Annotated in this window: 24 protein-coding genes; 16 read left to right on the top strand and 8 right to left on the bottom strand. The window is 74.5% G+C overall.

The window, feature by feature from the left end:
- Nucleotide 1: 1 nt before the first annotated feature.
- From BM051_RS27120 to BM051_RS27105, 4 genes are all read right to left on the bottom strand, one after another.
- On the bottom strand, nt 2-325 hold the full coding sequence (locus tag BM051_RS27120; protein WP_243859380.1) for a hypothetical protein: 324 nt from the start codon (nt 323-325) through the stop codon (nt 2-4).
- 106 nt (nt 326-431) lie between these two features.
- The gene (locus BM051_RS27115) at nt 432-854 is read right to left on the bottom strand and encodes a hypothetical protein (protein WP_092536567.1); all 423 of its coding nucleotides are present in this window, start codon (nt 852-854) and stop codon (nt 432-434) included.
- 44 nt (nt 855-898) lie between these two features.
- Nucleotides 899-2,329 (bottom strand): dihydrolipoyl dehydrogenase family protein, encoded by a 1,431-nt coding sequence (locus BM051_RS27110; RefSeq protein ID WP_208325871.1) that lies wholly within the window; start codon nt 2,327-2,329, stop codon nt 899-901.
- A complete protein-coding gene (locus tag BM051_RS27105) occupies nt 2,326-2,679 on the bottom strand; it encodes a DUF427 domain-containing protein (protein ID WP_092536564.1) in 354 nt (117 codons plus the stop codon). The genes BM051_RS27110 and BM051_RS27105 overlap by 4 nt, the downstream gene beginning before the upstream one ends.
- 129 nt (nt 2,680-2,808) lie before the next feature.
- Here BM051_RS27105 and BM051_RS27100 point away from each other — a divergent pair, with 129 nt between their 5' ends.
- From BM051_RS27100 to BM051_RS27080, 5 genes are all read left to right on the top strand, one after another.
- Nucleotides 2,809-4,596 (top strand): glycoside hydrolase family 15 protein, encoded by a 1,788-nt coding sequence (locus BM051_RS27100; protein WP_092536561.1) that lies wholly within the window; start codon nt 2,809-2,811, stop codon nt 4,594-4,596.
- 121 nt (nt 4,597-4,717) lie between these two features.
- On the top strand, nt 4,718-4,957 hold the full coding sequence (locus BM051_RS27095) for a hypothetical protein (protein ID WP_092536558.1): 240 nt from the start codon (nt 4,718-4,720) through the stop codon (nt 4,955-4,957).
- A gap of 327 nt (nt 4,958-5,284) precedes the next feature.
- Nucleotides 5,285-5,857 (top strand): vitamin K epoxide reductase family protein, encoded by a 573-nt coding sequence (locus BM051_RS27090; RefSeq protein ID WP_092536554.1) that lies wholly within the window; start codon nt 5,285-5,287, stop codon nt 5,855-5,857.
- Between the two features lie 6 nt (nt 5,858-5,863).
- Nucleotides 5,864-6,238, top strand: a complete 375-nt coding sequence (locus BM051_RS27085) for an SPW repeat protein (RefSeq protein WP_092536551.1) — start codon at nt 5,864-5,866, stop codon at nt 6,236-6,238.
- A 312-nt stretch (nt 6,239-6,550) separates the two neighbouring features.
- Nucleotides 6,551-7,579: a GDSL-type esterase/lipase family protein gene (locus BM051_RS27080; protein WP_092536726.1), complete on the top strand. Its 1,029-nt coding sequence runs from the start codon at nt 6,551-6,553 to the stop codon at nt 7,577-7,579.
- 125 nt (nt 7,580-7,704) lie between these two features.
- Here BM051_RS27080 and BM051_RS27075 read toward each other — a convergent pair whose 3' ends face one another.
- Nucleotides 7,705-8,622: a LysR family transcriptional regulator gene (locus tag BM051_RS27075; protein WP_092536548.1), complete on the bottom strand. Its 918-nt coding sequence runs from the start codon at nt 8,620-8,622 to the stop codon at nt 7,705-7,707.
- Nucleotides 8,623-8,700: 78 nt separating this feature from the next.
- On the opposite strand from BM051_RS27075, the gene BM051_RS27070 reads away from it, so the two are divergent.
- The 3 genes from BM051_RS27070 (at nt 8,701) to BM051_RS27060 (ending at nt 11,349) form a co-directional block, all read left to right on the top strand.
- Entirely contained in the window at nt 8,701-9,612 is a 912-nt protein-coding gene (locus tag BM051_RS27070; protein ID WP_177217014.1) for an EamA family transporter, read from the top strand.
- Nucleotides 9,609-10,253, top strand: coding sequence for an NAD(P)-dependent oxidoreductase (locus tag BM051_RS27065; RefSeq protein WP_092536545.1), 645 nt, complete (start codon nt 9,609-9,611; stop codon nt 10,251-10,253). The genes BM051_RS27070 and BM051_RS27065 overlap by 4 nt, the downstream gene beginning before the upstream one ends.
- 451 nt (nt 10,254-10,704) lie before the next feature.
- Complete coding sequence (locus BM051_RS27060; RefSeq protein ID WP_092536542.1) at nt 10,705-11,349, top strand: hypothetical protein; 645 nt, start codon at nt 10,705-10,707, stop codon at nt 11,347-11,349.
- A 474-nt stretch (nt 11,350-11,823) separates the two neighbouring features.
- On the opposite strand, the gene BM051_RS27055 is transcribed toward BM051_RS27060, so the two are convergent.
- The 3 genes from BM051_RS27055 to BM051_RS27045 all read right to left on the bottom strand — a co-directional run bounded on the left by BM051_RS27055 (nt 11,824) and on the right by BM051_RS27045 (nt 14,427).
- Nucleotides 11,824-12,330: a bifunctional nuclease family protein gene (locus BM051_RS27055; RefSeq protein WP_092536539.1), complete on the bottom strand. Its 507-nt coding sequence runs from the start codon at nt 12,328-12,330 to the stop codon at nt 11,824-11,826.
- A gap of 76 nt (nt 12,331-12,406) precedes the next feature.
- Nucleotides 12,407-13,600, bottom strand: coding sequence for a metal-dependent hydrolase family protein (locus BM051_RS27050; RefSeq protein WP_092536536.1), 1,194 nt, complete (start codon nt 13,598-13,600; stop codon nt 12,407-12,409).
- Nucleotides 13,597-14,427 (bottom strand): PIG-L family deacetylase, encoded by an 831-nt coding sequence (locus BM051_RS27045; protein ID WP_092536533.1) that lies wholly within the window; start codon nt 14,425-14,427, stop codon nt 13,597-13,599. Before BM051_RS27045 ends, BM051_RS27050 begins: the two co-directional genes overlap by 4 nt.
- 154 nt (nt 14,428-14,581) lie before the next feature.
- Between BM051_RS27045 and BM051_RS27040 the strand changes: the two genes are divergently transcribed.
- From BM051_RS27040 to BM051_RS27005, 8 genes are all read left to right on the top strand, one after another.
- A complete protein-coding gene (locus tag BM051_RS27040) occupies nt 14,582-14,998 on the top strand; it encodes a hypothetical protein (protein WP_092536530.1) in 417 nt (138 codons plus the stop codon).
- Between the two features lie 93 nt (nt 14,999-15,091).
- Nucleotides 15,092-15,583 (top strand): hypothetical protein, encoded by a 492-nt coding sequence (locus BM051_RS27035; protein ID WP_092536527.1) that lies wholly within the window; start codon nt 15,092-15,094, stop codon nt 15,581-15,583.
- The gene (locus tag BM051_RS27030) at nt 15,567-16,757 is read left to right on the top strand and encodes an MAB_1171c family putative transporter (RefSeq protein WP_208325873.1); all 1,191 of its coding nucleotides are present in this window, start codon (nt 15,567-15,569) and stop codon (nt 16,755-16,757) included. Before BM051_RS27035 ends, BM051_RS27030 begins: the two co-directional genes overlap by 17 nt.
- Nucleotides 16,758-17,045: 288 nt before the next feature.
- Entirely contained in the window at nt 17,046-17,528 is a 483-nt protein-coding gene (locus BM051_RS27025; protein WP_134046002.1) for a hypothetical protein, read from the top strand.
- 91 nt (nt 17,529-17,619) lie between these two features.
- On the top strand, nt 17,620-18,297 hold the full coding sequence (locus BM051_RS27020; protein ID WP_092536521.1) for a response regulator transcription factor: 678 nt from the start codon (nt 17,620-17,622) through the stop codon (nt 18,295-18,297).
- A complete protein-coding gene (locus BM051_RS27015) occupies nt 18,294-19,721 on the top strand; it encodes a sensor histidine kinase (protein ID WP_092536518.1) in 1,428 nt (475 codons plus the stop codon). The genes BM051_RS27020 and BM051_RS27015 overlap by 4 nt, the downstream gene beginning before the upstream one ends.
- Nucleotides 19,718-20,209, top strand: coding sequence for a GerMN domain-containing protein (locus BM051_RS27010; protein WP_134046004.1), 492 nt, complete (start codon nt 19,718-19,720; stop codon nt 20,207-20,209). Before BM051_RS27015 ends, BM051_RS27010 begins: the two co-directional genes overlap by 4 nt.
- A gap of 68 nt (nt 20,210-20,277) precedes the next feature.
- Entirely contained in the window at nt 20,278-21,477 is a 1,200-nt protein-coding gene (locus tag BM051_RS27005; RefSeq protein WP_092536512.1) for a heparan-alpha-glucosaminide N-acetyltransferase domain-containing protein, read from the top strand.
- Nucleotides 21,478-21,527: the final 50 nt, after the last annotated feature.

The following is a 21,527-nucleotide window of genomic DNA, read 5'->3' as shown; positions in this document are numbered from 1 at the left end:
GTCAGGCGACGGTGCCCAGCCAGGTGGTCAGCGCGTACAGGGCGAGGTAGGTCGCGACGGCGACGCCGAGGACGCCGGCCAGTCGCCACCGCCACCGGCGCACGCCGGCGATGCTGCACTGCTGACGCCGGCGCAGCGTGACCCACACCAGCAGCATCAGCACCACGAGACCGCCGAGCCGGAACCACCACGCGTGGTGGTCGTAGAGGGTGGTGGCCCACGCGTAGGCGGTGCCGGCGCTGACCACGCCGAGCAGGGCCAGCACGGTGGGTCCGACACAGCACAGGATGCCCACGAGCCCACCGGTGAGCCCCACGCGCCACACCGGCAACCGCTCGCTCCTCGGTGTCGTCCCGCCGGGCCGGGTCGGGTGTGGTCTCGGCTCGGACCGGGTCACGGCGTTGCCTTCCTTGGTCGCATCCTGACGACGTCTAGCGGGTCGCGCCGACCAGGTCGGCCCGGACCAGGGCCACGGCCCGCTCGGGTTCGGGGTCGGTGGCCAGCACGACGCCGTCGCAGACCAGGGCCCCGGCCGTCGTCGCGGCGTTGAGCCTCCGCAGGGCGACCCACGGGGACAGGCCGCGCCGCCGGGCGTCCCGCCACACCGCGGGCAGCAGCCACACCGTGTTGCGCGGGTCGACGACCGCGACGTCGAGCCTGTCCTCCCCGAACGCCTCCCGGAGCGCCCGATACACCGCGCCCGCCCGCGCCATCCCGGCCCGGGTGTGGGCGTAGGGGTCCGCCGCGCGCTCGCGCACGGTGCTGATCGCCTCGCTGCCGAGCCGCCCGCAGCAGCCCGACCCGGACAGCTGCTCGTCCCACTCCCGGACCAGCAGCACCCTGTGCCGTGCCATGTTCGGCCTCCTCGCCGACCGAGAGCTCCAGCATAGGCCGCTGCTCACCCGTGACGGCGCCACCACAGCAGCAGCCGGCCGAGGCGGCGGGCCACCGGTGTGCGCAGTGCCGACGTCGCCTCCGCCACCGCCGCCGACCACACCCCGTCGCTCCACGTGGGGTAGGGGTGGGTGACGCCGGCCAGGTCGCGGAGCCGGCCGCCCCGGGCGAGCACGCCGGTCAGCTCCGCGATCACCTCCCCGGCACGCGGTGCCACGACGGTCGCGCCGAGCACCCGACCCCGGCCGTCGAGCACCACGTGGGTGGACCCGCGGGTGGCGTCCTCGGTGACCGCGCGATCGACGTCGGCGTGGTCGACCCGGCGGACCCGCACCCGGTCTCCGTGCCGGGCCCGCGCCTGGGCCTCGGTCAGCCCGACGCGGGCCACCTCGGGGTCGGTGAACGTGACCCAGGGGATCCGCTCGTGGTCGACCCGCCGGAGCGGCCCCAGCAGCGCGTTGGTGGCCGCGACGCTCCCGTGCACCCCGGCCACGTGGGTGAACGGCAGCCGCCCGGTGACGTCGCCGGCGGCCAGGACGCGCGGATTGCTGGTGCGCAACCGGTCGTCCACCACCACGTGGCCGCGCTCGCCGGTCCGCACCCCGGCGGAGGGAAGGTCGAGGCCGGCGGTGCCGGGGCGGCGCCCGGTGGCCACCAGCACCCGGTCGGCGCGCAGCGGGTCCGGCCCCGCGGTGTCGAGCCGTACGCCGCCGGCGGCCGGGGCGGCCGCGGTGAGCGTGGTCGAGGTGAGCACGCGCACCCCCTCCGCCGCCAGCGCCGCGGCCAGCGCCTCGCCCACGAACGGCTCCTCGTTCGGCAGGAGCCGCTCGGCGGCCTCGACGATCGTCACCTCGGTGCCCAGCCGGGCGAAGGCCTGCCCGAGCTCGCAGCCGACCGGCCCGCCACCCACCACGACCAGCCGCCGCGGCAGCTCGGTCAGGTCCCAGACGGTGTCGCTGGTGAGCGGGTCGATCCCGGCCAGCCCGGGCACCGGGGGCAGCGCGGGCGAGGAGCCGGTGGCCACCACCGACCGCCGGAACGGCAACGCCCGCTCGCCCACCCGCGCCTCCCTCGGGCCGACGAAGGTGGCCTCGCCTCGGAGGACCTCGACCCCGGAGTCGGCCAGCGCGGCCGGGGAGTCGGCGGGCGCGATCCGATCGATCGCCGCCCGCACGTGGGCCAGCACCGCGGCGAAGTCGACCACCGGCTCCACCGGCGCGATCCCGAACCGCCCACTGGTGCTCATCCGGTGCGCGGTGCCGGCCGCGGCGAGCAGCGCCTTGCTCGGCACGCAGCCGGTCCACAGGCAGTCCCCGCCGGTGCGGTCGCGCTCGACGAGCACCACCCGGGCGCCGAGGCCGGCGGCCGTCCTGGCCGCGAGGATCCCGGCGGTGCCGCCGCCGATCACCAGCAGGTCGGGAACGCGCCGGGTCACGCCGGCCGGCCTCGGCGGAGCAGCCGGCGCAGCGGACCCCGCCGGCGGTCGGTGCGCGGCTCGGGCTCGCCCTCGATCCGCACCTCTCCATAGAAGGCGACGTGGTTCCTGATCCGCCGGGCCAGCGGGCTGGGGTGCGGGTAGTACCAGGCGCCGTTCGGCAGCGTGCCGTGGTCGGTGGTCACGTGGTAGTAGCTGGCGACGCCCTTCCACGGACAGAGCGTCCTGCTCCCGCTCGGCGCGAGGTTCTCCCGGCGCACCGACTCCGGCGGGAAGTAGTGGTTGCCCTCGACCCGCACCGTCCACGGCGCCTCCGCCAGCACCGTTCCGTTCCAGACCGCGCGCACCATCGCCTGCCTCCTCACTCTCGGCTCCCATCTCACCAGTCGGGTGGCGCCGAGGCAGGGGGAAGTGTCGGCGGCCTGACATCTTCGGCCGGTCGCGGGTTGGGCCGGGGCGTTGCGGGGTAGCAGCCGGGTATGGCCGCGATCGGGGACTACGGGTTGCTCGGCGACTGCCAGGGCGCCGCCCTGGTGTCGCGGGACGGATCGGTCGACTGGTGGTGCCCCGCACGGTTCGACGCGCCGAGCGTGTTCGGTCGGCTGCTCGACCCGGATGCCGGGCACTGGACGATCCGGCCGCGTGGCCGGTACGCGGTGCGGCGCCGTTACCTCGACGGCACGATGGTGGTGGAGACGGAGTTCCACACCGGCCAGGGTGTGCTGCGGCTCACCGACGCGCTGGCGCTGGGGCCGGGGGAGCGCGGCCACCGTATCGGTGACTCGTCGCCGCACGTGCTGCTCCGCCGGGTCGAGGCGCTGTCGGGCGAGGTGGAGGTCGACGTCGAGGTCGCGCCGCGCCCGGAGTACGGGTTGGTCCTGCCGAGGGTGGTCGAGGCCGGGGTCGGGATCGAGCTGGCCGGCGCCGCGGACCGGCTGACCCTCACCGGTGACCCCGCGCTGCGTGCCGGCGACGGCCGGGCCGCGGGGCGGCTGTGGCTGCGGGCGGGGGAGCGCGCGGACTTCGCGCTGCACCACCGGCCCGCCGGGGCCGGACCACCAGCTCCGGTGGACGGCGGCGCGACGCTGGAGGACACCGTCGCCGGGTGGCGGTCGTGGACCGAACGGCACCAGGGGTATCAGGGCCGGTACCGCGCGGACGTGCGGCGCGGCGGCCTGGTGCTGCAGGCGCTGACCTACCGGCCGACCGGGGCCGTCGCCGCGGCGGCCACCACGTCGTTGCCGGAGAAGGTCGGCGGCGGATGGAACTGGGATTACCGGTTCGGGTGGTTGCGCGACGGCAGCTTCACGCTCAAGGCGCTGTGGGTCGCGGCGTGCCCGGACGAGGCGCACCGGTTCTTCGACTGGATCGCGGCCTCGGTCGGCGGCATGGACGCGCGCCCGGCGCCGGTGATGTTCGGCGTGGGCGGGGAGCACGACCTCACCGAGCACCGGCTGGACCACCTCGCCGGCTACCGGGGCAGCCGACCGGTGCGGGTGGGCAACGACGCCTGGCGGCAGAAGCAGCTCGACGTGCTCGGCGAGGTCCTCGAGTGCGCGTGGGTGCTGCGCGACCAGCTCGGTGAGCTCGCGCCGGCGACGGCCGCGCTGCTGCGCTCGTTCGCCGACCGCGCGGCCAGCTCGTGGCGGGAACCGGACGCGGGGATCTGGGAGGGCCGCGAGGGGGAGCGCCACTACGTCACGTCGAAGCTGCTGTGCTGGGTCGCCCTCGACCGGGCCGTGCGGCTCGCCGACCGCCTCGGCGCCGGGCCGGACGACGTCCGTCGGTGGTCGAGCCAGCGGGCGGAGGTCCGCGCGGCGATCCTGGAGCAGGGCTGGGACGACCGAGCCGGGGCGTTCACCGGCGCGTTCGGCTCCCACCATCTCGACGCCGGCGTGCTGCTGCTCCCCCTCCTCGGCTTCCTGCCCGCCGACGACCCTCGCGTGCTGTCCACACTGGACGCCATCGAGCGGGAGCTCACCGACGACGGCCTGGTACGGCGGTGGACCGGCGCGAGCGACGAGGCGTTCGTCATCTGCTCCTACTGGCTGGCCGCCGCCAGGGCGCTCGCCGGGCATCTCGACCGAGCGCGGGAGGTCTTCGAGGCCGTCACCGGGCATGCCAACGACCTCGGTCTGCTCGCCGAGGAGATCGACCGCGGGGACGGTGCCCCGCTCGGCAACTTCCCCCAGGCGCTGTCGCACATCGGCCTGGTCAACGCGGCCTGGACCATCACCGAGGCCGAGGCCCGTTCCGGCGGGCGTTGAGCGCGCAGCGGCGTTCCGGGTCGCGCCCGATCCCGCAGTCTCGATCTCGCCGACGACCTTTGCCCGGCCGATTTCCTGGGTACCCCGGTCGTGTCAGAGAGATCCGAGGTGAAAGGAGGACATGGTGACGACCACCGAGCGCGTGACGGCTACGCGGGACGAGCACTTCAACCTCACCAGCGTGCTGTACCACACGCTGCAGGAGGCGGAGACCGTGGAGCGTTACATCGAGGACGCCAGGCGGGCTGGTGACGACGAGGCCGTGCGCTTCTTCGAGGAGATCCAGGAGAGCGACCGGCAGCGCGCCGAGCGCGCGAAGCGACTGCTCGCCGGCCGGCTCGCGGGCGGCGGCAGGTCCTGACCAGGTAAGGCCTTGGCCGCCTACGGCGCGCCGCCCCCACCCAGGGGTGGCGCGCCTTGGTCGGCCCAGCGTCACTGGTCGTTCGTCCCCGTCGCGCCAGTCGCGCGGGCCGATGGCGTGCTCGACGTCGGAGCGGTGGTACTCCCTGGTCGTGGCCTGGCTGGTCGGGTCGTGCACGTCGATCCGCTCACGATCCGCCCTCGCGCTCCCGGCCCGGCGATGGGCCGAGAGGCGAGCGGCTCACGAGCGGAGCGACCCGGCCGTCCGGTTTAGCTCTCGTTGGGACGGGCACTCCCCACGCGGACCCGACCCCGAGAGATCGTCGTGATGGCACGGACCACACCTGCGCTGGCCACCGAGCGGGTCGCCCCGCCGGGCTGGAGCCAGAACCCCTCGGCGTGGCCACAGCGCCTGCCGATCGTGGTGGTGGCGCTGGTCGGCGCCGGCATCGCCACCTACCTCGCGCTGTACCAGTACGGCGTCGTCGACACCGTGTGGGAGCCGTTCTTCGGCGACGGCAGCGCCACCGTGCTGAACTCCAGGCTGTCCCACGTGCTGCCGATCTCCGACGCCGCGCTCGGCGCGATCGGCTACCTGGCCGACGCGGTCAGCGGCTCGATCGGCGGGCGGAACCGCTGGCGGGGGATGCCGTGGATCGTGATCGTCTTCGGGATCGCCGTCGGGCCGCTCGGCGCGATCAGCGTGCTGCTGGTGATCGCCCAGCCGGTGCTGTACGGCTCGTTCTGCACGCTGTGCCTGGCCTCGGCGGTGATCTCGCTGAGCATGATCCCGCCCGCCGTGGACGAGGTGCTGGCCAGCCTGCAGTACCTGCGCAGGGTGCGGCGCCGTGGCGGATCGGTGTGGCAAGCGTTCTGGGGCCGGACCGAGGGAAGGGGGTGAGCCCACGTGCCGCATTTCCTGCTCGCCGCTGCCGGGGTGTGGTTGATGGCCGCGCCGGCCGTGCTCGGCTACGGCGACCCGGCGGCGACCAGTGACCGGATCGCCGGGCCGGCGCTGGCGGCGATCGGCTTCCTCGCCGGGTTCCAGATCACCCGCGGGCTGCGCTGGCTGAACCTCGGCACCGGCGCCTGGCTGGTGGTGGCGCCGTGGCTGCTCGGGTTCCCCGCCGCCGCCACGGTGAACAGCGTCGTCATCGGCGTGGCCGCGCTCGTGCTGGCCCCGTGGGGCAAGCCCGACCAGCGCCGCTACGGCGGGGGATGGGTGGCCCTGTGGCGGCCCGGGGCGACGTCGGCGGACGACCTGCCCGCGCGGGACGGGTGAAGCCCGCGGATGAGGGACGTGCGTGACCGTTCGGCGCGCAACGCCGTGCCGGCCGGGGTCACCCGGGCGCTCCGGACACTGTGGACCAATGCCGCCGCGGACCTCCGCGACGGTGCCCGGTTCCCGCACGGCGCTGCTGCTGGCGGCCCGGCGGCTCACCCGGGATCTCACCGGGTGAGCGCCGTGCGGCGTGGCGGGTCGCCGCGGGGGATGGGCAGCGGCTGCCCCGGGTAGTCGGGGACGGGACAGATCGGACGAGAAGGAGCGCGGGTGCGGGGCAGGTATCGGTTGTGGCTGGTCGGCGGGGTCGTCATGGTCGTCGCGGCGGTCGTCGCGGTCGTGGTGCTGGTGAACGTCGGGCCGGGCGCGCGGGTCCCCCGATCGGGCCCGCCGGGGGGCGGGCCGCCGACGGTGGTGGCGATGGGGGACAGCATCATGGCCGGTGAGGGTGCGGGGGACTACACGGTGGAGACCAACGGCCACCACGACGACTGGTGCCACCGCTCACCGCACGCGGCGGTGCACCGGGTGCGGTTGCCCGGGGTGACCGCCTCGGTGAACCTCGCCTGCTCCGGCGCGCCCTCGGCCCACGTCGCGCTGGGTGACACGACACAGTGGACGGAGCCGTCGCAGGCCCGGCAGCTGGCCCGGCTGACCGGAACGCACCGGATCTCCACGGTGCTGGTGACCGTCGGCGCCAACGACGATCCGCGCTTCTCCCGGCTGATGTCCGACTGCCTGGGCGCGTGGCTGCGGGACCAGCCGCCGTGCGGCCACGCCATCAGGAAGGACTGGCGGCAGCGGCTGGCCGCGATGGTGCCCAAGGTGGCGGCCGCGCTGCGCGACGTCCGGACGGTGCTGCGCGACGCCGGGTACGAGCGCGCCGACTACGACCTGGTGTTGCTGTCCTACCCGTCCCCGCTGTCCCCGGCGATCCCGGAGCACCTGCGTTCCCTCGACGGGTGCCCGTTCCACCGGGAGGACCTTCGCTGGATTCACGGGCCGGCGGTGGAGTCGCTGTCGGCGAGCCTGCGGGAGGCGGCGAACCGGGTGGACGCCCGGTTCGTGGACCTGTCCGCCGCCGGGCGTGGGCACGAGGCGTGCACCGGCGGGGACGAGTGGTTCACCCGGCTCACCGTGGACTGGGACGCCTTCGAGCACGTCCAGCGCGCCGACCATGCCACGCAGGACTCGTTCCACCCCAACGCCGCCGGCCACGGCCAGCTCGCCCGCTGCCTCACGGAGTTCCTGCCGACCGGTCGCCCGGCCGGTGCGTGTGCCCCCGCCCCGGATGGCGCCCTGCGTTCCGGGGCACCTCACAGCTCGGCCCACCCACGCTGACCGGCCGCACCGATGTCAGGGAAACTCGTTCTCGGTGGTGGTGTCCGGGGTCGTGTCGATCGTGGCGGCGGACAGGAACAGCTCGCCGGTGAACGGTACGTGTGGGCCGAGCCGCGCCGATGGCCTTACCCGTCCCCCGTCGAGCGCGCGGACCGGGTGGTCGGGCCACTCCCGGTCGGGACGCCGAGGACGGCGAGGAAGGCGGTCGCCGCCGGGGTGAGGGTGAAGCGGCTCCACACCACGTGCTCGACGCGGCTCGGGGCGTCGGTCACCGGGATGGTGACCACGCCGGCGAGCCGCGGCGTGTAGGTGGACGGGAGCAGGGCCACGCCGAGGCCCTGCTGGATGAGTCGAGCCATGAGGTCCGGCGCGGTCACCTCGAAGGCCACGTCGCGGGCGAGGCCCGCGGCGGCGAAGGCCTGGTCGGACTGGGCCCGTCCCGCGCTGCCGGACGGGAAGTCGACGAACACCTCACCGGCCAGCACGCGAAGGTCCACTTCGGACTCCCCGGCGAGCGGGTGCTCGGGGGCCACCACGGCGACGTGCCGGTCCCTGGCGAGCTCGTGGGCGCCGACGTCCCGTGGCCGCGCGGTGGCGGGCAACCCGAGGAAGGCCACCTCGATGGTGCCCCGCTTCACCTGCTCGACCAGATCGCCGCTGCCGCCCACCCGTAACCCGACGCGCACCAGCGGGTACCGCCGCCGGTAGTCGCGCAGCACGGCCGGGATGTCGACCGCGGCGACGGTGGGGATCACGCCGACGGTGAGCCGCCCGCGCACCTCGCCGGCGGCCGCGGCGACCTCGGCGGCGGCGCGCTCGGCCGCCTCGAGGCACTGGCGGGCGGCGGGCAGGAACGCCTCCCCCGCGGGCGTCACCCGCACCCGACGACTCGTCCGGTCGAACAGCCGCGCGCCCAGCTCCCGTTCCAGCCGCGCGATCTGGTGGCTGAGGGCGGACTGGACGACGTGGCAGCGCTCGGCCGCACGGGTGAAGCTGCTGGTCTCGGCGACGGCGACGACGTACCGCATCTGCTGGAGCTCCACACGTCTATCGTGCACCGCGATCGATGCCGTGACAAACATGTGTTGGACTCATGGATCAGGTGGGCACAGGCTGGGGTCGTGAACCTCTCGAGCCTCGACCGCCCCGGCGGCGCCCTGCCGCGCACCGCGCTGACCGCCCTCGCACCCGCGGTGTGGGGCACGACCTACGTCGTCACCACCGAGCTGCTCCCGCAGGGGCACCCCCTGTTCGCCGGGCTGCTGCGCGCGTTGCCCGCGGGGCTGGTCGCGCTGGCGCTGACCCGGACGCTGCCCCGCGGCGCGTGGTGGGGCAAGGCGGCGGTGCTGGGCGTGCTGAACATCGGCCTGTTCTTCCCGCTGCTGTTCACCGCGGCCGAGCGCCTGCCCGGCGGTGTCGCCGCCACCCTGGCCGCGGCGCAGCCGGTCGTCGTCGCCTTCCTGGCCGTGGTGGTCCTGTCCGAGCGGCTCTCCTGGTGGCGGCTGGCCTGGGGAGTGGTCGGCGTCGCGGGGGTGGGCCTGGTGGTCCTCGGCCCGGACGCGACGTTCGACGCCGTCGGGATCCTGGCCGGACTCGGCGGAGCCGCGGTGATGGCGTTGGGGGTGACGCTGACCAAACGGTGGGGCCGGCCCGCCGGCGCCGGTCCCACCGCCTTCGCCGGCTGGCAGCTCACCGCCGGTGGCCTGTTCCTGGTGCCCGTCACGGCACTCGTCGAGGGCGCGCCGCCCGCGGTCGACCCGGCCGCGGTCCTCGGCTACCTGTGGCTGGGCCTGGTCGGCGGTCTGGCCGCCTATGTCCTGTGGTTCCGCGGCGTCACCACCCTGCCGGTCACCTCGGTCGCGGTCCTCGGCCTGTTCTCCCCGCTGGTCGCGGCACTGCTCGGCACCGTGCTGCTCGGCCAGACCCTCGGCGCGACCCAGCTCGTGGGGTTCGCGCTCGCTCTCGCGGCGATCGTCGCGGGGCAGCTCACCCCGGCGGCGTCGAAGCTCGACAAGGAAAGGATCACGTCATGAGGATCGTCGTCGTCGGAGCGGCCGGCATGGTCGGCTCCCGGGTCACCGCCGAGGCCGCTCGGCGCGGGCACGACATCACCGCCGTCGTCCGCACCGACCCGGCCCGCACCACCGCATCGGTCGCCCCGCCCCCTGGCGTCGCCGTCGCCGTCGGTGACGCCGCCGACCGTGACCGGACAACCCCACTGTTCACCGCGGCCGACGCGGTGGTCGGGGCGGTCCGGCCGGCCCCGGGACGGGAGCACACCGTTGCGGAGACCACCACCGCGCTGCTCGACGCGGCCGCGGCGAGCCGGACCCGCATCCTCCTCGTCGGGGGCGCCGGCGCGCTGCGGAGCCCCGACGGCTCCGGCCGGCTCGCCGTCGACGACCCCGCGTTCGTGCCCCCGCGGTGGCGGGCCATCGCCATGGCCAGCGTCGCGCAACTGGGTGCCTGCCGAGGGCACCCGGCCGACTGGGTCTACCTCAGCCCGCCCGCCACCCTCGAACCCGGGCGTCGCACCGGCACCTACCGCCGTGGCGGCACCACACTGCTGACCACTGTGGACGGTTCATGGATCTCCGCGGAGGACCTCGCCGTGGCCGTCCTCGACGAGCTGGAGCGCCCCGGCGGCGACCGGCACTTCACCGTCGCCCACTGAGCCGGTCAGCGGGTCAGGGAGCGGTGTGGTGGTGGGCGCGGGGCGCGTCGGTGGCGGCGGCGCCGAGGTGGACGACGACCCGGCAGCCGGGATCGCCGAGGGCGATGCGTTCCTCGAGGGTGATCGCGGCCTGGTCTGGCCACCGTGACCATCCCGTCGCCGTCCCGCGCCGGGTCGGTGATCTTCGATGTCAGCCCGGCTCTGGCTCCGCCTGGCGGGCTGCCGGGGAACGCCGCTGGTGGGGCCGGTCACAGTGGCCACAGTGGCCACAGTGGCCACAGTGGACGTTCTGGATCCCCACCGCGGCCGGGCCCGCTTCGATTCTCCCCGCGGTAGGGCACAACCCCCGCCGGCACCGGACGTCCTTCCGAACGACGCCAGCACGGCGTCGACGAGACGCGTCACCGTGGCGACGAGCTCGCGGTGACCACACGAAGGGGGAACCACCTCGATGAGTGCGATCAGCAGAACCACCAGAAGAGCCATCGCCTCGGCGCTCGCCCTCGCCACCGCGGGGGTCGCGCTGGCCCCGCCGGCCCACGCCGCGAGCGACCCGGTCACCGCGTACGCCGACCTCGACGGCGACGGCCGGCAGGACAGGGTCACCGTCGAGCCCGTCGCCGACAACCCGAACGAGCAGCTCCTCACCGCCACCGTGCGGGGAATCCGACTCACCGCCCGCGTGCCGTTCGACTCGGTGGTCGGCGTGCAGCCGATGCGCGTGCTGGACGTCGACGGCGACGGCCGGGAGGAGGTCGCGGTGACCGAGGTCCTCGGTGCCCACACCAGGTTCCTCGGCGTGTGGGGTCTTCTCGATGGGCTGCGGCCGGTGCGGATGGCCGATGGCACACCGGTGGAGCTGGTGGAAGGCGGCGGCATCAGCTCCATCAGCCGCTACGGCTGCCGTCCCGGGAAGGGCGGCCGTGAGCTGGTGCAGGTGGGCGCCCTGCTGGTCGACTGGGAAACCTTCGGCTACGAGGGCGAGCGCGTCACCTACTCGGTTCGTGACGGCGTTGCCGTGGAGACCGCACGCACCCCCGTCTCGGGCGGGGCCGACGAGGTGACGTCGGGGATGGATCCGGCGACCTGCGCCTGACCGGGCGGCGGCGGGCCCGGCCCGGGCCCGCCGCTCCCGAGCCGCACGTCCCCGTACGTCCCACTGTGGTCGAGCCGCTGTCCACTGAGGACGGATTGGCCCTGCCTGGGCTGCCTGATGTGCCGTCGTTCCGGGCGCGCTCGGCGGCCGTGCCAGTCGGTGCCGGCTTTTCCGGCCCGGGCGGCGAGGGCCTTCCCGCCACGCACCTGGATCCCGACGACCTGCCGCGCCACACCGACGGCCGCACCGAGAGCCGGAACGACTCGGCCGAGGGGGAGCGGGGATCCGGGAGCTGGCCGGCCGGTATGCCCACGAACCCGTCGCGGCGCTGCCGGACCTGCTGGTCGACCAGTAGGCACGACGTCGTCCTGCGCGCCGACGACACCCTCCTGCTCGGCGTCCGCCGCATACCGGCGACGGAGGACGGCGCGGATCCCTCCCGCACCCGATCGCCGCCTCGGTCGTCGAGCGCCGCTACTCGGGTGGCCGGTCCTCGAAGTCCTCGGGGGTGGCCTCGTCGAGCCGAGCCCGGAAGGTCTCGATCTCCCGTTCCACGTCGGGCTCGCGATTGGGCTCGTCCGACAGCTCGAGCTCGACCGCCGCCACGGCCAGCACCTCCTCGTCCACCTCGATCGGCGCCTCGGCGCGCAGCCCCAGCGCGACCGCGTCGCTGGGCCGCGCCGAGATCCGCACGCCGTCGTCGAGGACCAGGTCGGCGTGGAACACGCCCTCGTGCAGCGCGGTCACCTCCACCCGCCGCACCCGGCGGCCGAAGGCGCCGATCACGTGCCCGATCAGCTGGATCGTGTCCGGCCGCGGGTGCTCGACCCGCTGGTGGGCCGCGACCAGGGCGTTCGCCTCGGGCATGCCGATCGAGATGGGCAACCACCGCCGCTCGCCGGCGGTCTCCCGGAGCAACATCACCGGTGTCTCGTCGTCCGGCGCCAGGATGGCCACCCCGTGTACGCGCACAGGAACCACAGGTCTCACCGCGCCCTTCCGTCGTCGCCTTCCCCCGGCATACCCAGGCCAGGGTCCGCACAACCGGCCGGCCCGGTCAGCGGGACGCACCGCCGTGGCGGCGGCCGGCACGGTAGACGGCGCGGACCTCGCGGAGCGCGCCGAGGTCGGCCACCGGGTCGCCGGACACCGCGAGGAGGTCCGCGTCGTAGCCGGGGGCGATCCTGCCCTTGCGCCCGCCGACCCCGCAGGCCTCGGCGGCGAGCGCGGTCACGGAGGTGAGCGCCTCGCGGTTCGGGCAGACCTGGGAGGCGAAGTACACCAGGTCGCTCGGCAGTACGTCGTGCGGCTTGGCAGGGTTGAGGCCGGCGTCGGAGCAGCAGACCACGCGCACGCCGTGACGATGCAGGTAGGCGTGGTTGGCCCAGTAGGGCTCGAGGGTGCGCAGGACCTCGGGCGGCATGGTCGGTCGCGGCCTGGCGACCGTGCACCCGACGAACGTTCCGGCCGCGGCCATGGCCTCCACCGTCGCCGGGTCGAGGCGGATCCCGGACGCGGTCATGAAGGTGCAGTGCTCGACACCGTCCACGCCGGCCGCCACCGCGTCCCGGATGCCGACCGCCGCGTGGGCGTGCGCGGTGACCGGCAGCCCGTGCTCCCTGGCGGTTCTGGTGATGGCGCACAGCTCGGCCGGCGAGTACTGCGCGGCACCGGGATCGGAGCCGGCCGTGCCCATGCCGCCGGTCGCCATGACCTTCACAACGTCCACGCCGCGCCGGGCGCGGTCCTCGACGGCGGCCACCACCTCGTCCACCCCGTCGGCCTCCCCGCCCAGGTACCAGCAGTGCCCTCCACGGCGGGTGATCGGCGGCCCCGAGGCGATGATCTCCGGGAGCTCGGGGCCCTTCCCGGGAGGGTGGCTCTCGCGCAGTCGGAGCGCGAGGTACCCGCGGTCGCCGAGATCGCGGACGGTGGTGATGCCGGCGGCCAGCGCCCGCTCCGCCTGCCGTCGCATCCTCGCCAGCACGGTCGCGTCGTCCTCGCGGAGCATCTGGTCCTCGTCCCGACCCTCCGGGTCGAACACCAGGTGGCTGTGCGCGTCCACCAAACCGGGCAGCAGCGTGACGTCGTCGCCGAGGTCGGTGAGCTCGGCACTGTCGGGCGGCGCCGCGCCGGTGCGGTCGACATCGGTGATCCGCCCGTTGTCGACCAGCACCATGACGGGGCCGACGTGCACGGCCTCGCCGTCGAAGAGCCGGGTGGCCCGCAGCGCGAGCGGCCTGCCGGTCATCGGGCGATCCCGGCGAACAGGTCCCGTTCCGGGACGGGCGCCCCGGTGGTGTCGTGGACGCGGATGTAGGTCTCCGCGCCGAGGGCGGGCGGCAGCGGGCCGCGGAAGAGCGTCTCGATCCAGGTTCCCCCGACCTGGCTGCGGTGGGCCAGGACCGCCGCCCGCTTCGCCGGCAGCGCCGCCTGCACGTCGACGGTGGTCGTCACGCCGCGCTCGACGCGGGCGAGCTCGGGGGAGAGGTCCGGGTCGGGGAACGGGCTCGGCAGCCCGGCGGCGAGCACCGCGTCGCGGACGTGCCGCCAGTACGTCGTGCCCATCGCGACGGCGTAGAGCTTCGCCGGGATGCCGGTGAGCCGCACGGCGCGCTCGGTCACCTTGGCGGTGTGCAGCTGGTCCGGGTGCCGGTACGGCGACTCGGGGTCGTAGGTCAGCACGACGTCCGGCCGGTAGCGCTCGACGATCCCGGCGAGCCGGTCCGCCGCGGTGTCGACGGGGACGTTGCAGAACACGTCGGGCCGGTGCCGGAGGTCCCAGTCGGGCATGCCGGAGTCGGAGTAGCCGAGGAGCTCGAGGTCGTGCACCCCCAGGTGCGCGCAGGCGGCCTCGAGCTCGGTCACCCTGGTGCGGCCGACGGTCGCCGGGTCGTGGCCCGGAGTGCCGGGCCCGACACCGCCCTCGGCGTCACCGAACTCGCCGTTGGTGCAGGTGACGAGGACCGTGTGGACGCCGCCGCGGGCGTAGCGGGCGAGGACGCCTCCGGTGTTGGTCGACTCCTCGCCGGGATGGGCGTGCACGGCCAGCAAGGTCGGAACCTGCGAGGTGACCATGGCGTTGAGGGATCCTCCCGTCGGGCGAGGGTCGCGGGGCGTCGCCGAGTCTACGGTGGGCGACGATCACGGCGCGGGGTCGGGCGCTCGCCATTGTGTCCACCGGGATGGATACTGTAGTGCACAATCCGCGGGTGCCAAGGGAGTCAGGGTCATGAGTACGCCGCCGGCCGATGGTTCCGGCGTCTGGCTGGCGAGCCAGGTCTGGAACCTGCTCGAGGAGAAGTACGGCAGCGGGAAGGTTCCCTCCGTGCGGAAGCTCACCCAGCACATTCGCGACGCGAATGGTGGTGAGAAGATCTCGCACGGGCACGTGCACAACATTCTGAACGGTGACGCCAACAACATCACCGACAAGACGAGGAAAATGCTCGCCACCTTCTTCGGCGTCAGCCCTTCGCGTTTCGTGCCGGCCGCCGGTCCCCCGGTCGAGGAGCCAGGTCCGGAGTCGGTCGAGGCGCTGGCGTTCCGGTTCTCCACCCTGCGGCCCGAGGAGCTGGCGGCGATCGAGAAGGCGCTGCGCATGGTGAAGGGGGAGGGCGATCGCCAGGACCGTCGCGAGGCCCCGTGATTCCCGCCCACTGCGGTAGGATCCGGGCGCGGGGGACCGGATGAGCCACCGATGAGCCGCCGCTGTCCCCGGGGAGGAGGAACGGAGGAGCCGATGGCCTCGAGGCATGTGCGATCCCTCGCCGGGAAGCTGGTCGCGCGGCTGCCGGACCTTCCCCGCCCGTGGGACGTCGAGGTGCTCTGTCAGGAACTCGCCAGAAACCGTTCCCGCCCGTTGCTCCTCCACCCTGTCGACATTCCCGCGTTCCCTTTCGGCATGTGGTACGACGACGGCGTGCGGGATCACGTCTTCTACCGGTCGTCGGCGAGCGGCTATTACCGCGACCACATCGTTCTGCACGAGATCTGCCACATGCTGGCCGGGCACGGCGTGCCGACCGAGGACGTGCTCGCCGACCAGGTCGACGCCGCGGTTCCCGGCGTGTCGTTCCGCGGGGCGAGCGGGAGGGCCTACAACAACCACGAGGAGGAGCTCGCCGAGACCTTCGCCGCCATGGTGTTGCGGATGGCCCGGCAGCGGCGCCCGGGGTCGGTGAGCGCGGTCGAACGGCGGGCGGAGGAACTGTTCGGTGCGACCCGTACCTGACTGGGTGGAGGATCTCCGCGGGGTCATCCTCCTCGTCGTCTGGGTCGTGCTGGTGCTGCGCGTTCCGGCCGCCCGCGACCCGCGGCAGCGACCCGCCTGGGTGGTGCTCGGCGCGCTCGCCGTCGGGTCCGTGGTGATCCAGGCCCCGGTCAAGCAGTGGATCAACGACGTCGTCGGCATCGACAAGGCCCACGAGCTCGTGATCACCCTGGTCGCGCTGACCGACTTCGCCGCGGTCTGGTGGTTCGCCCTGGTCCTGCACGCGGCAGGGCACGCGGTGCCCACCTGGCTGCGCCGCGCGCCGTTCTACTGCGCCGCGGCCATGGCCGTCCTGGCCGTCGCCTTCTTCGCCGTCACGCCGCCCGCCGACCGGTATGGCGCGCGAGCGGAAGGATGGTGGGTCGGCTACGCCGTCTCCTGGATCGGCTACGGCATGATCACCGCGGTCGGCGCGAGTGTCCTCTTCTGGCGGCACGGGCTGACGATGCGCGACCGCGTGCTGCGGGTGAGCGTGCTGGCGCTCGCCGCCGGCACCACGGCCGAGGTGCCCTACCTGGTCATTCGAGCGATCAGGTGGTTCGCGCCCGGTGCCTCGCCCGACCTCGCCATCGTGGGGTTCTGGTTCTCCTTCACCCGGTTCGTCCTCGTCGCGCTCGGCTGCTCGCTCGCGGCGCTCGAGCCGCTGCGCACGGCGCTGCTCCACTGGTACCGGCGGCAACGGTTGTCCGGCCTGTGGCGGCAGCTGCGCGCGGCGACGCCGGAGCTGGTGGTGACCGGGCCGGAGTCGCGGGTGGCGGACCTGCTCGCCGTCCGGAACGGCTGGGAGCGCCTGCACCAGCGGGTGGTGGAGATCCGGGACAGCATCTCGTTCCTGCACAGCGGATGGGCCTCGCCGGAGCTGCTGCGCGCGGCCACCGACCACGCGGTCGAGGTCGCGCCGCCGGGGAGGGAGCGGCTGACGGCCACCGCGGCGTGGATCGAGGCGACCAGGAGGGCGGCGCTGGCCGAGGTGCCCCGGTCCCACCACGAGCTGGGCGCGGAGCTGCTGCCGGAGGTGCTCGCCAGCGAGTCCACCCTGCGCCGAGACGTGCGCTACCTGCTGCGGCTCCACCGTGCCCTGCGCCGCGCCGAGGTGCGCTCCTTCGCGAGCTGGTTCACCCGTGAGTTGGCCTGACCGGCGTTCGACCGCTCGACGGGCCTGGTGTCCATTCACCTGTCCACTGCACTTGACAGCACGTCGGCACTCCGCCTACTGTCGCTGGTGGCGGGAGCGGCTGCCATGGGGGTGCAGCCGCTCCGAGCGTGACGGCGGCGGGTCCCCTGCGCGGGAGGTGGCCGGCGGGTCATGCCGTGCGGCACACTGGCGCGCGATGTGGCAGGCCCCCGGTCCCTCCTGGTCGGTGTCCCTCGGTGGCGACCACCGGCTGGACGCCGCCCTGTTCCCGCGCGGGACGCGCTGGCGTTGAGTGTCTCCGACGACATGTTCCCGCCGACCGCGCCCGCGGTCCCGGTGTACCCGGTGCCCGGCGTCGATCGCGCGGTCGTCGCCGGCCAGTGGTCGGACTGGCTGCGGCTGGTGGTGCGGCGGGCGGCCGCGCGTGAGCCCGCCGATGTTCGGGGCGACTTCTTCGAGCTCGGCGGCTGGCCCGAGCTGGCGGCGGCGCACGCGGCGCTGGACGAGCCCATGCGGAACTGGGAGCGCGAGCGCGTCCGCGACCAGTCCCCGCCGTGCGGGGACCTTTGGCTGACCGAGTTCGTCAACGGCCTCGCGGGCGAGCTCGGCCGCCCGGTCCGCCCGTTCGCCCTGGTGATCACCCGGGCTCCGGTGCACGGTTCCTTCTGGCACCGCCGCACCCCGACGCACGTTCTGGCGTCCGGCACCGTGCTGGCCGACACCGCGACGTTCCGGGCCGCGTTCGCGCCGGTCGCCCGGGAGCTGGCGTAGCCGACTGGTTCCCGGATTCCAATGTCCTGATCGTGTCGCGGTGTTCCCGGCCCTCGGGGTGAGCGGGCGGGCCGGCGCCGATAATCGGGGCGTGGCACGGATTCTGCTGATCGAGGACGACCAGGCGGTTCGCCGCGGTCTCGCGCTCGCCCTCGGCAGGCACGGGCACGACGTGCGCGAGTCCGGCACCGGCGAGGAGGGCCTGCGCGCGCTGGACGGCACGCCCACCGATGTCGTGGTGCTGGACCTGATGCTGCCCGGTATGGACGGGTTCGAGGTGTGCCGGCGCGTCCGCGCGGCCGGCGGCCCGCCGATCGTCATGCTCACCGCCCGCGGCGACGACATGGACGTCGTCGGCGGGCTGGAGGCGGGCGCCGACGACTACGTCGTCAAGCCGGTCCGGCCGAGGGTGCTCGACGCGCGGGTCCGCGCGGTGCTGCGCAGGGGAGCGCCCGCCGAGCGGGACATCCGCGAGCGGCACCGCGACCTCACCATCGACCGGGCCGCGCTGACCGTGACCAAGGGCGAGCGACCGGTCCCACTCACCCCGACCGAGCTGCGCCTGCTGCTCGAGCTGTCCCGGTCACCCGGGCAGGTCCTCAGCCGCCAGCAGCTGCTCGAGCTGGTGTGGGAGCACGACTACCTCGGCGACTCCCGACTCGTCGACAACTGCGTCCAGCGGCTGCGGGCCAAGATCGAGGACGAGCCGTCCCGGCCGGTCTTCGTGCAGACCGTGCGCGGCTTCGGCTACCGGTTCGGCCCGACATGACCGCGTGGGGCAGGGCGCGGTCGCTACTCGGCGGGCTGCGGGCCCGGCTGGTCGTGGCCTTCGTCGCGGTCGCCGTGCTCGGCGCGGCCACCGCGGCCTGGGCGAGCGCGGCCTCGGCCAGCAACTCGCTGGTCGCGGAGGCGCAGCGCCGGATCTCCGACGAGGTCGAGCGGCGGGTGACCGCGACCGCGCCCACCATGCCCTACCCACCCGACCAGGCCGCGCTCGACCGCCTGCGTACGGCGGTCGGCGGCCCGGCACTGGTGACCTACGGCGCGCTGCGCTCCGCGCACGGCGCCGGCCTCGACCTCGTGCCGCCGGAGCTGCGGTCGGCCACGGCGGCGGCTCACCGGCTGCTGGTGCAGCGGGTCGAGTCGGGCGGAGGGCCGAAGCTCCTGGTCGGCACCCCGGTGATGATCACCGACCTGAACGGGCGGCGGCGGCCGTCCGGTGTCGAGGTCTACGCGGTCCGCGACCTGGGCGATGTGCAGCGGCAGGTCGACGCGCTGACCGCGAACGCGAGCCGCACCAGCGCGCTGGCCCTCCCGGTGGCGGTGCTGCTCGCGCTGCTCGCCGCGCGGGGCGTCCTGCGCCCGGTACGGGACCTGCGCACCGCGGCGCGTCGGCTGGCCGGTGGTGACCTCGGCGCGCGGCTGCGGCCCCGTGGCTCGGACGAGCTCGCCGAGCTCGCCGAGACGTTCAACGAGACGGCGGCGTCGTTGCAACGGTCGGTCGGAAAGCTGGCCAGGATGGAGGCCGACGCGCGGCGCTTCGTCGCCGACGTGTCGCACGAGCTGCGCACCCCGCTGACCACGTTGACCGCGGTGACCGAGGTGCTGGAGGCCGAGGCGGAGCGGATGCCGGGGGACGCCCGCGAGTCGGCCATGCTGGCGGTGTCCGAGACCCGGAAGCTGGCCGGGCTGGTGGAGGACCTGATCGAGGTGTCCCGGTTCGACGCCGGGACGGCGACGTTGCGCCGCGCGGACGTCGAGCTGCGCGCCGTGGTGCGCGACGGCCTGCGCGCCCGGGGCTGGCTTGACGAGGTCGAGCTAGACGCGCCGGACCCGCTGCCCGCCGCGCTGGACCGGCGGCGCCTGGACGTGATCGCGGCGAACCTGGTCGGCAACGCGCTCCGGCACGGCGCGCCAACGGTCGTGGTCCGGCTCCGCGGCGACGAGGAGTGGGTGTACCTGGAGGTGGTCGACCACGGGCCGGGCCTCTCGGACGAGGTCGCGCGGCACGTGTTCGACCGGTTCTACAAGGCCGATGCCGCGCGGGCCCGCTCGGAGGGCAGTGGGCTGGGCATGGCGATCACCGCGGAGAACGTCGCGCTGCACGGCGGCGCCATCGAGGCGGGCAACGCCGAGGGCGCGGGCGCGCGCTTCGTCGTGCGCCTGCCCAGGTGGGCGGGGGAGCGGACGTGATCAGGACGGTGCTCGCGGTGGTGCTGGCCGCGGCGGTGCTCGCACTGGCCGGCTGCGGCGTGCGGCCGAGCGGGGTGCTGGACGGCGGGGACGCGCCGACCGGCCTCGCTCCCGGCACACCGGTGTACCTGGTGGACGACGCCGGCAACCTGGTCGTGCGGCGCAGGGGTGACCAGCTCGCCACGATCGGCCAGGCGACGAAGATGCTGCTCACCACGACCCGCCTCGGCCAGGGGCTGCGCTCCTTCGCCGGTGACAGCGATGTCGTGCTGGAGCTCCCGGTCACCACCACCGGCGACGTGATCACCATCGGCCTGCCGATCGACCGGGACGAGGTGCGCGCCGAGATCGGCATCGACCAGCTCGTGTGCACCGCGCTGGCGGTGCACCAGCAGTCCGGCGGCTCCCCGGTCACCAGGGTCCGGCTGACGTTCGTGCACGGCCCGGCGACCGAACCACGCCACTGCCCGGTGCTGCCGCGGGGCTGACGAGGTCGCGACACGATCGCGACATCGCGGGGACCGGGCTCGGACACCCGCTCGGCAGCGTGTCGAGTATGGATGTCACAGGGACACAGACCAAGCGAGCGGGCACCTCGCTCGGACCCGGCCACCGGCTTCCGCGGGGCCGGCTGCTCGGCATTGACGCGGTACGGGCGCTGGCGATCATCGGCGTCTTCGTCGAGCACTTCTACACCACGGGATGGCTGCACGCGGGGCGGCCGGAGGACACGCCCGGCGTGCTGCAGTGGGTCAACGAGCAGACGTCGTCCCGCGCGATGAGCCTGTTCGTGCTGCTCGCCGGCGTGTCGGTCGCGTTGATGACCGGGGGCCACCGCCCTTTCGCCGGTCGGGACATGTCCACCGCGCGGCGCAGGGTCGCCGTGCGCGCGCTCGCGCTCTTCCTGATCAGCCTCGGCATCGACGAGTTCGGCGCCTCGGTGCTGAGTTACTACGCGGTCCTGCTGCTGCTCCTGATCCCGCTGACCCGGCTGCGCCCGCGCACGCTGCTCACCGCCGCCGGGCTGGCCGCGCCGCTGGTGACGGCCTACGCGTGGTGGGTGATGTCGGCGCACCGGGACTGGATGATGGTCGACGCGCCGTCCGGCCTCGCCGTGCTCACCAGCCCCGGCCGGTGGGGCGAGTACCTGGTCCAGCTCGTGTTGACCGGCGGCGGGTTCCAGACCGTCTACGGCATCCCGCTCGTCCTCGCCGGCCTCGCGATCGGCCGGCTGGACCTGCACGACCACGCGGTCCGGTCCCGGCTGCTGCGCACCGGCCTCGGCGTGGCGGCCACGACCTACGCCGGCTACGCGGTGGTCTGGCACGGCCTCGGCGCCGGTGCGGACGTCGCCGCCGCGATGGCCGCGCCGGGCCCGTCGTCGTTGCCATGGCAGTCCCTGCTCGGCATGCCGACCGACGGCCTGTACGCGACCAGCCCGCTCGGGATCGTGTTCATGATCGGTGTCGCGATGGCCCTGCTCGGTGGAATGCTGCTGCTCCTCGAACGCCGGGTGGCCCGCACCGTCCTGTGGCCGCTGGTGGCCGCCGGCGGCATGACGATGACGTGGTACGCGGGCCACTTCGCCTACCTGGCGTCGATCGGGGACCCGAGTGCCGTGTCGTTCGTCCACTTCGCCACGGCCGTGGCGGTGCTGCTCGGCGCGTCCGTGCTGTGGCGGCGCTGGATGCGCCGCGGCCCGCTGGAGTGGCTGGTGCACACGGTGGTCACCACGGCGGTGCCCGGCCGGCGGTGACGCCGGCGCGGCGGCGGCCCGAAGGCATGCCCGCCTTCGGGCCGCTCGGC

The sequence above is a fragment of the Amycolatopsis arida genome, assembly GCF_900115565.1.
GTDB classification, from domain to species: Bacteria; Actinomycetota; Actinomycetes; order Mycobacteriales; family Pseudonocardiaceae; genus Yuhushiella; species Yuhushiella arida.
This window is presented reverse-complemented; position numbering and strand designations above follow the sequence as displayed.